Origin of the sequence: Kitasatospora sp. MBT66 (assembly GCF_000710405.2) — a bacterium.
Taxonomy (GTDB): Bacteria; Actinomycetota; Actinomycetes; order Streptomycetales; family Streptomycetaceae; genus Kitasatospora; species Kitasatospora purpeofusca.
Genome location: NZ_JAIY01000013.1, coordinates 241,194 through 247,989, shown reverse-complemented (window position 1 = coordinate 247,989; position 6,796 = coordinate 241,194). Strand labels below are relative to the sequence as shown.

Annotated in this window: 5 protein-coding genes and 1 pseudogene; 2 read left to right on the top strand and 4 right to left on the bottom strand. The window is 73.0% G+C overall.

Annotated elements, in window-relative coordinates:
• Positions 1-106 precede the first annotated feature (106 nt).
• From BI06_RS34560 to BI06_RS34545, 4 genes are all read right to left on the bottom strand, one after another.
• Positions 107-823: a nucleoside/nucleotide kinase family protein gene (locus BI06_RS34560; protein WP_051742570.1), complete on the bottom strand. Its 717-nt coding sequence runs from the start codon at positions 821-823 to the stop codon at positions 107-109.
• Positions 824-883: 60 nt separating this feature from the next.
• Positions 884-1,846: an LD-carboxypeptidase gene (locus tag BI06_RS34555; RefSeq protein WP_043474860.1), complete on the bottom strand. Its 963-nt coding sequence runs from the start codon at positions 1,844-1,846 to the stop codon at positions 884-886.
• A gap of 77 nt (positions 1,847-1,923) precedes the next feature.
• Positions 1,924-2,994, bottom strand: coding sequence for a tryptophan--tRNA ligase (trpS, locus tag BI06_RS34550; RefSeq protein WP_051742569.1), 1,071 nt, complete (start codon positions 2,992-2,994; stop codon positions 1,924-1,926).
• Positions 2,995-3,256: 262 nt separating this feature from the next.
• Positions 3,257-4,771 carry an APC family permease gene (locus BI06_RS34545; RefSeq protein WP_043474858.1) on the bottom strand — a complete coding sequence of 505 codons (1,515 nt, stop codon included), beginning with the start codon at positions 4,769-4,771 and terminating at the stop codon, positions 3,257-3,259.
• A gap of 403 nt (positions 4,772-5,174) precedes the next feature.
• Between BI06_RS34545 and BI06_RS34540 the strand changes: the two genes are divergently transcribed.
• Positions 5,175-6,296, top strand: a complete 1,122-nt coding sequence (locus BI06_RS34540; RefSeq protein ID WP_233290407.1) for an ABC transporter substrate-binding protein — start codon at positions 5,175-5,177, stop codon at positions 6,294-6,296.
• Positions 6,297-6,524: 228 nt separating this feature from the next.
• Positions 6,525-6,796: pseudogene (locus BI06_RS51570) on the top strand (hypothetical protein); the annotation flags it as partial.

Here is a 6,796-nt window from a genome sequence, read left to right as displayed (position 1 = left end):
AATAACGACACGCCTCGGCCCGCAATGGGATGAGGTGGTGTTTCAGAGGATTGGCCGCCCCGGGACCGTCCGCGCCGATGCGTGTCCGGTGCTCCCTGCCGAGCGACTACAGAACACTACGCCCGTTCGGAGGCAAAGGCAAACAGTCCGTCCGGACGATGCGGGTGCAGACGGCACGGCCGGCCTTCACGTACTCGCCGTTGGGGTGGTCGTTGCCGGTGACCCAGCGGCGGGCGGTGGCCTCGTCCCGGCCGCCGGCGCGGTGGCGGCCGAGGAGGCGGGCCTCGCGGACGGCGTCGTCGGCCTCGACGTACCAGAGTTCGCGCAGCAGTCGGCGCGCCTCCGGCCAGGGGTGGTCGGCGGAGGCGAGGTAGTTGCCCTCGGTCACGACCAGGCGGGCCCGCGGGTGGACGACGTGGCGGGCGGCCACCGGTTCGTCGAGGTCGCGGTCGAAGTCGGGGACGTAGATGTCCTGGAAGCGCTCGGTGGCGACCCGGCGCAGCAGGGCGACGTAGCCGTGCGCGTCGAAGGTCGCGGGTGCGCCCTTGCGGTGGCCCAGGCCGAGGCGGTCGAGCTGGGCGGCGGAGAGGTGGAAGCCGTCCAGGGGGAGGTAGGCGGCGCTGCCCGGGCCCTCCCGGCGCTCGGCCTCGGCGACGAGGTGCCGGGCCAGGGTGGACTTGCCGGCGGCGGGCGGGCCGGCGAGTCCGAGGATGGTGCGGGCCTCGCTCCCGGGGCCTCGCAGCAGGCCGAGGGCGAGGGCCGTCAGGCTGTCGGCGCCGGGGGTGTCCCCCGTACGGTCCCCGGTGGTGCGGTCCGCGTTCATGGGCGAACCCTACTCAGCGGGCGAGCTCGGCGGGCCGGCCCCGGGGCACGGTCCTGCGGGCTACGCGGGGCGGTCGGCGAGGGCGGGCAGGTCCAGGGTGAGGGTGCCGGCGTCGGCGTCGAGCAGGGCGGGGACGCCGAGCGGGACGGTGAGGGTGGACGGGCAGTGGCCGAAGCCGAGCTCCCAGACGACGGGGACGCCGAGCGGGCCGAGCCGGTCGAGCATGACGTCGCGGACCCGGTCGAGCGGGCCGCAGCCCTCCCAGGAGCCGAGGGCGATCCCGGCGACGCCGTCGAAGGCGCCGGAGCGCAGGAACTGGGTGAGGAGCCGGTCGAGCTGGTACGGGTGCTCGTTGACGTCCTCGAGGACGAGGATGCTGCCGGCGTAGGAGGGGCGGGCGGCGGGGGTGCCGCGCTCGGCGGCGAGGACGTGGGTGCAGCCGCCGGCGGTGACGCCGCGGGCCCGGCCGGGGACGAGGGTGGCGGCGGTGGGCGAGGTGATGACGGTGGTGGCGGCGGGGTCGAAGAGGGTGCGGCGCAGGTGTTCGGCGGTGCGGGCGTCGCCGATGAAGCCGGCGGTGGCGCTCATCGGTCCGTAGAGGGTGGCGAGGCCGAGTTGCTGGGCGAAGGCCTCGTGCAGGGAGGAGACGTCGCTGAAGCCGATGAGGATCTTGGGCGGGACGGCGCGCATTGCGTCCCAGTCGAGGAGGTCGACCATGCGGTGGACGCCGTAGCCGCCGCGGGCGCAGATGACGGCGTCGACGGTGGGGTCGAGCCAGGCGGCCTGGAGGTCGGCGGCGCGGTCGGCGTCGGTGCCGGCGAGGTGGCCGAGGACGGGGTGGGTGTCGAGGACGTGCGGGGCGACGGTGACGCGCAGTCCCCAGGAGCGGAGGACGTCGGTGCCGGCGCTGAGCCGCTCCGGGTCGATGGGGCCGCTGGTGGCGACCACGGTGATGTGGTCCCCGGGGCGGAGGTGCGGCGGGCGGGTCAGCCCTCGGCCGGGGGTGGTCGGGTGCTGGTCCATGGCCGGGTTCCTTCCGGGACGGGGGGTGCTCGGGGCCGGCGCGGGACCGGCCCCGAGAGGTTATGCCCCTGACGCGTTCACAGCGATCCCATGACGGCCCGCACTTCGGTGAGGGTGGCGTCGGCGATCGCGTTGGCGCGTTCGGAGCCGGTGCGCAGGACCTGGCGGATGTGGCCCCGGTCGGCGGCGAGTTCGGCGCGGCGGGCGCGGATCGGGCGGAGGTGTTCGTTCACGGCCTCGGTGACGGTGCGCTTGAGGGCGGCGGCGCCGCCGTCGCCGATCTCCTCGGCGAGTTCCTCGGGGGCGCGGTCCTGGCAGAGGCCGCCGAGCAGGAGGAGGTTGGCGACCTCGGGGCGGCCGACGGGGTCGTAGGTGATGCGGCGGTCGGCGTCGGTCTTCGCGCCCTTGAGGAGGCGGGCGGTGGTGTCCTCGTCGGCGGCGAGCGGGACGGAGTTGCCGCGGCTCTTGCTCATCTTGCCGCCGTCGGTGCCGAGGAGCAGCGGTGCGGCGGAGAGCAGGGCGCGGGGGCGGGGGAAGACGGGGGTGCCGTCGGGGTGCGGGTAGCGCTCGTTGAAGCGGCGGGCGACGGTGCGGGCGACTTCGAGGTGCGGCAGCTGGTCCTTGCCGACGGGGACGAGGTCGGCCTTGCAGAAGAGGATGTCGGCGGCCTGGTGGACGGGGTAGGTGAGCATCAGTCCGTTCACGGCGGCCTGGCTGGAGTGGGCGATCTCGTCCTTGACGGTGGGGTTGCGGTGGAGTTCGGCGACGCTGACCAGGCTGAGGAAGGGCAGCAGCAGTTGGTTGAGGGCGGGGACGGAGCTGTGGGTGAAGATCGTGGCGCGGTCGGCGTCGATTCCGGTGGCGAGGTAGTCGACCACGAGGTTCTCGGTGTGTTCGGCGAGGCGGTCGGCGAGGTCCCGGTCGGTGATGACCTGGTAGTCGGGGATGACGAGGAGCATCTCGACGCCGAGGCGCTGGAGGTGGACGCGGTTGCGGAGGCTGCCGAAGTAGTGGCCGAGGTGGAGCGGGCCGGTGGGGCGGTCGCCGGTGAGGACGCGGTGGGCGGCCGGGTCGGCGCGGATGCCCTCGTCCAGGTCGGTCAGGTGGCTCGGGTCGGCGGGGGCGGTCGCGGTGGTCGCGGTGGTCACGGGGTTTCTCCTCGGTACGGCGGTGGTCGCGGCCGTCCGGGGCTCGGGGCCCGTCCCGTCGGAGAAACGCAGCAGGGCCGTCCATCCCGGACGGCCCTGGTCAGGCGTGGCTGGTGGCCGTCCTAGGACGGCCACCAGTCGAGACCTGCGAAGCGCTTCATGGGTTCGAGGGTAGCGGTCGCGGGTGCCGGACCGCCGCCGGTTTTCCGCTTCCGCGCCGCGGCTCTCCGTGCTGCCGCTTTCCGCGCTGCTCCGTCGCCCGTCAGTCCTCGACGACGAGGGCGGGGGTGTCCTGGCGGAGGGTCTCGCCGCGGAAGAACGCGGGCCGGTAGGCGCTGTACACGAACATGAGGACGGCGCCGAGCAGCAGGATTCCGACGCCGATGACGAACACCGAGCCGATGCCGAACACGGCGCCGCTGCCGTACTCCGGGTCCCAGGCGTCGGTGAGGGTCTGCAGGAAGACGCCGGCGAGCAGGAGGCCGCCGAGCAGGGGCGCGAGGCCCTTGAGGACGAGGTCGCGCAGGCTGTCCCGGAGCGAGTGGCGGAAGTACCAGACGCAGGCGAAGGCGGTCAGCGCGTAGTAGAAGCAGATCATCAGGCCGAGGGCCAGGATGGTGTCCTGGACGACGTTCTCGCTGATCACGCTCATGCCGACGTAGAACACGGCGGTGGCGGCGCCGGCGGCGAGGGTGGCGAAGCCGGGGGTGCGGTGGCGCGGGTGGACGGTGCCGAAGCGGGGCGGCACGGCCCGGTAGGCGCTCATCGCGAGCAGGGTCCGGGCGACCGGGATGAAGGTGGTCTGCAGGCTGGCGGCGGCGCTGGCGACGACGGCCAGGAAGAGCAGGATGCTCCACGGCGAGCCGAGGACCGGGCGGGCCAGGGCGGAGAAGACGTTGTCGGCGGTGTCCGGGTTGCCGAGGCCGTTGCCGGTGCTGCCGACGCCGGCGAACATCTGGGCGGCGACGGCGACCAGCAGGTAGGAGCCGACCAGGGTGACCATCGAGATCATCGCGGCCCGGCCCGGGGTCTTGGCGCTGCCGCTGGTCTCCTCGTTCATGGTGAGGCAGGTGTCCCAGCCCCAGTACATGAAGATCGAGAGCGACAGGCCGGCGGTGAAGGCGCTGAACGAGCCCACCTCGAGCGGGTTGAGCCAGGAGGCGGAGAAGCCGATGGAGTCGGGCACGTCGCCGGTGGCGGCCTTGCCGATGGCGATGCCGGCGAACAGCAGCAGGACGGCGAGCTGGAGCCCGACCAGGCTGTACTGGAACCACTTGGTGGCCGTCATGCCGCGGTAGCTCATCGCGGTGGCGGCGGCGATCAGGACGACGACGGTGGCCAGATGGACGGCCTTGTTGTCGTTGAGGTCGGCGACGGCTCCGCTGCCCGTCATCTCGCCGAGCATCAGGTAGAGGAAGTCGGTGGCCACCCCGGCGAGGTTGGACAGCACGATGATGGTGGCGACCGTCAGGCCCCAGCCGGCCATCCAGCCGACGCGGGGGCCGAAGGCCTTGACCGTCCAGGTGAAGGACGTGCCGCAGTCCGGGAAGTCCTTGTTCAGTTCCTTGTACGCGAACGCGACGAGCAGCATCGGCAGGAAGCCGGCCAGGAAGACCGCCGGCATCTGGACGCCGACGGCGGTGACCGTCGGTCCCAGGGTGGCGGTCAGGCAGTAGACCGGGGCGACCGTGGAGACGCCCAGGACCACGCTGCTCAGCAGGCCGACGGAGTTGCCCCGTAGGCCCTTGTCCCCCGCTGCCCCCGTCGCCCCCGCCACCCCCGGGTCGGGGGCTCCACCACTGGCACCACTGACCGGGGCACCCTGCGGAGCGGCGGGCGCCGTTGCCCGGCCGCTGCTTCCGTGCTCTGAGAGCTGCTGATCAAACACCTGCGCACCCTAGGTGCGGGTACCGAAGGTTGAGTAGGCCAACCCTTGGTGATTTGAACCACTCCCTTCGATTCACCCCTGCAGAGCCGGACGTTGGCCGATGATGCATGGGGTGTTAAGGCGTGTACCTTTATTTCAAAGGGTTGTTACCGAATTGATTTGCCCGCTGTGTCACGTTTTGAGACGTTTTGCCATCGGCCCGGCGGGCCCGGTGGACGCGGCGCGGGATCGTTGGGGGACGTCGGATAGGTTTGCCTTGCCTCACCACATTCCGCCCCCGAAGGAGCGCCGCGTGTCCCCCACTCCCGGCCACCCGACCACCCCCCGCCCCGGCCGACGGGCCCTGCTCACCGCGGCGCTCACCGGCGGCGCCGTCCTCGGCCTCGGCGGACTCCTCACCGCCTGCGGCGGCTCGAGCGGCTCCGGCGGATCGACCGGATCGGGCGGCTCCGGCGGCGGCGCGGCGAAGCCCTCCGGCGGCTCCGCGCCCGACCAGAAGTCCGTCAAGCAGGGCGGCGACGACTACGCCACCGTGATCGAGAAGATGAAGGGCTTCGGCACCGACGCCGCACCCGGCGTCTACCCGCGGACGATCAGGCACGCGCTGGGCGAGACCGTCCTCCCGGCGAAGCCGACCCGGGTCGTCGTCCTCGACACCGGCGAGCTCGACAACGTCGTGTCGCTGGGCATCCAGCCGGTCGGCGTGGTCCACACCGACGGCTCCAAGAACATGCCGTCCTACCTCAAGGACAGGGCCGGCAGCCCCGCCGCCGTCGGCACCATCAACAGCCTCAACCTGGAGGCCATCGCCGCACTCAAGCCGGACCTGATCCTCGGCAGCCAGCTGCGCGCCCAGGACCAGTACCAGCAGCTCTCCAAGATCGCGCCGACCGTCTTCTCGCTGCGCCCCGGCTACCCGTGGAAGCAGAACTTCCTGCTCAACGCGAGCCCGTTCGGCCTGGAGGCGGAGGCCAGGGCCCAGCTGGACGCCTACCAGGCGGCGGCCGCGGCGATCGGCGCCGCGCTCGGCGACAAGCGGCCCACCATCACGCCGCTGCGCTTCATGCCGGGCAAGACCCGGCTGTACGCGGAGCTGTCCTTCATCGGCACCGTCCTCACCGACGTACGGCTGCCGCAGCCCGCGATCGAGCAGGTCAAGGAGCTCGCGGTGGAGATCGGCCCCGAGCAGATCGACAAGGCGGACGCCGACTGGATCTTCTACGGGGTCTACGGCACGCCCAGCTCCACCAACCAGGACGCGGTGCTCGGCGGGGCGCTCTGGAAGACCCTGGGCGCGGTCAAGTCCGGCCAGGCGCGTCCGGTCCCGGACGAGACCTGGTTCCTCGGGCTCGGCGTGGCCGCCGCGAACGTTGTCCTGTCCGACCTGAAGGGCTTCGTGGCGCCCGGCGCCTGACCGGCACCCTCCGGGGGGAGGGCCGGGCGGGAGGCCGGAAAGGCAGGCCGGGCGTGGGAACCGGGGAGCCCGATGGGACGTCAGGGTGTTGTGCAGGTGGGACCGGTGGTACGAGGGGGACTCGTGGGGCGTGACGGTGTTGTGGGGCGCAGGGGGCGGAAACGCGCTTGGAGCACGTCGCCCGGTGCGGGAGGATCGACGGGACCGTACCCCGAAGGGCCCGTGCCAATGACCACGCTCGACCGGACCGCCGCCGACCGGCTGCCGTCCGCCCCACCCGCTCCCCCGGCGCTCGACGCCGCCGCCCCGGCGGACGGGGCGACCCGCTGCTCGATCACGGCGACGGGCACCGACGGCCGGACGGGCGGCGCGACCGGCGTCCTGCCGGGCGGCTCGGTACCGCGGCCGCGCGCCGGGGACGCCGACGGCGGGTCCGAAGCGTCCGACCCGTCCCCGGCTGCCGAGGCGGGCGGGACGAGCGCGACGGGCGGGTCGGCCGG

Coding starts and splice junctions, on each gene's coding strand:
- BI06_RS34560 (WP_051742570.1), bottom strand. CDS start 823: ATGAACGCGGACCGCACCACCGGGGACCGTACGGGGGACACCCCCGGC.
- BI06_RS34555 (WP_043474860.1), bottom strand. CDS start 1,846: ATGGACCAGCACCCGACCACCCCCGGCCGAGGGCTGACCCGCCCGCCG.